This is a genomic window from Photorhabdus noenieputensis (assembly GCF_018448935.1).
In the GTDB taxonomy this organism is placed as follows: Bacteria; Pseudomonadota; Gammaproteobacteria; order Enterobacterales; family Enterobacteriaceae; genus Photorhabdus; species Photorhabdus noenieputensis.
On record NZ_RCWC01000108.1, the window covers coordinates 1 to 1,745 of the forward strand.

Here is a 1,745-nt window from a genome sequence, read left to right on the forward strand (position 1 = left end):
ATGTTGCTGTTTTTGTTCCGGGGTATATCGACTACGGCTCATGGTGTCAGTCTCCAGGTGAAGATAAGGAAGCAGTAGCGTGCATGGGCCGGAGAGGAAGAACAAGGTGAGATGACCGGACGTTTACGAACATTTACAGGATATTCAGTTAACTCACATTGAAGCACTGGCCTTGGCCCAACTGGTTAAGCGGCTGAACTGGGCGGAGATACGCGCCTGTGCCGTGAATGACGAGGAGGCGTATCAGATTAAGGATGCGATCTCTAAGCTCCAATCCGCTCTGGCTTACCGTGGGTATGCGCCACGGTAGATCATAAGAAGGCCGGAAGATCTTGAAAGATCTTTCCGGCTTTACCAATTTCTATTTCTAATAGTATTAGTAAACTATTAGATTTCCATTAGGCCATTCCCCATCCCAGCCACAAGGGAGGTGACCACTTTCATATACTTCAATTAACTTTTCAAAGAATAGAGGTTTTTTCAATTTATCCTTATATGTGTCTTCTATTAAGTAATGGACGATATCCCAACTAACGCATTGAGATAAAATTAAAGTATCAAATCCATCTATATCGGGAATCTTTTTAATTAATTCTTTCTCAAGGAAAATTTTGGCATCTTTAGCTATATTGTTCCAATTTTGGAATACAATTGAATGATTTATTGCTAAAAAGCCAGATATATCATTGGCTGCTTCTAGTGTTACACCTTCCCATTCTGGAGCAGAAATATATTGATTTGCATCACCCGAACTTTTTACCATCTTAATGCTGGGTATATTTAATTGATTTCCTACATTAGAAAACCAATCTATAGACAAAAGCCTGTTTATTGAATGACTAGATATTTTCATGGTTTCACCTGATTTATTCTCCCTGGTATTCTAGGCACGTTCATACCACCAAGAGCACCATGCTGAATCCTATTTTGTATACTATACCTGATAGCTTGATTTACTTGGCTAGCAGATAATCCTGCCGATTCTAAAGAATGTTTGACAGCTTGAGTATATTGAATGTTAGTTGGTCGTTGCCCAGCAAACTCTCCACCTCTTCTATACTTATTCCAGAACTGCTCTAGAGATTTATGAGCCTCATAATGAGGAGTGCCGGGTTGCGTAAAAGCATTACCTTTTAACTTAATTGCAGCACCACTATTGGTTGGAATTACCCCCCTATAAGCGGCATCTTGGTTTAAGTGATGAGATTGCCCTGGTCGAGGATCTTTTTTCAAGCTGCCATGAGGACCTAAGGCAGGATCACCAGATGGTAACTCACATTTCTTTGACGATAGCCCCAGAGGGTCGATCCAACCCGTCGGATTATGCACGTAACTGTAAGGATTTACTCCTCCTGCTAACCCCGAAGGATCAGGGCTGAGGTAGCACGTCGCTTCCGGCAAATAATAGCGGAACCGATTATAAAATAAACCACTTTCTTCATCAAAAAGTTGCCCGGCAAATCGGAGGCCCGGGTCCAGTTGCGGGTTCTCGCTGTGTCTGCCCAGCCGCAGGCCATACAGGGACTGCTTCGGTCGCCGCCACACCCGTTTACCTGTCGGGTCGAACAGCGCCAACGGCTCGCCGGTCGGGGCGCTGACCGCATACTGGGTCTGCACTTCCCCGGCCATCAGTTCCACCCGGTTGTCCAGATTCAGCGTAAACGCCTGCGTCTGCTGCGCTATCAGCTCCCAGCCGTCAAACACCAGATGGCGGATCATTTTCAGCCGGCCGTGCTGATACTCGC

At 45.2% G+C, this 1,745-nt stretch carries 3 protein-coding genes; 1 reads left to right on the forward strand and 2 read right to left on the reverse strand.

Features of this window, described 5'->3' with window-relative positions; translation table 11 throughout:
- Positions 1 to 142: 142 nt before the first annotated feature.
- Positions 143 to 310: a DUF7706 family protein gene (locus EAE91_RS25155; RefSeq protein ID WP_418889072.1), complete on the forward strand. Its 168-nt coding sequence runs from the start codon at positions 143 to 145 to the stop codon at positions 308 to 310.
- 66 nt (positions 311 to 376) lie between these two features.
- Here the strand turns inward: EAE91_RS25155 and EAE91_RS23335 are convergent, their stop codons facing one another.
- Together EAE91_RS23335 and EAE91_RS24455 are read right to left on the reverse strand one after the other, a co-directional pair.
- The gene (locus EAE91_RS23335) at positions 377 to 853 is read right to left on the reverse strand and encodes a hypothetical protein (RefSeq protein ID WP_214090520.1); all 477 of its coding nucleotides are present in this window, start codon (positions 851 to 853) and stop codon (positions 377 to 379) included.
- A partial coding sequence (locus EAE91_RS24455; protein ID WP_244869013.1) for an RHS repeat domain-containing protein occupies positions 850 to 1,745 on the reverse strand: 896 nt, incomplete at its 5' end. The genes EAE91_RS23335 and EAE91_RS24455, both read right to left, overlap by 4 nt.

Bases quoted from the DNA above. Each gene is read 5' to 3' on its own strand.
- EAE91_RS23335 (WP_214090520.1), bottom strand. From the start codon at position 853: ATGAAAATATCTAGTCATTCAATAAACAGGCTTTTGTCTATAGATTGG.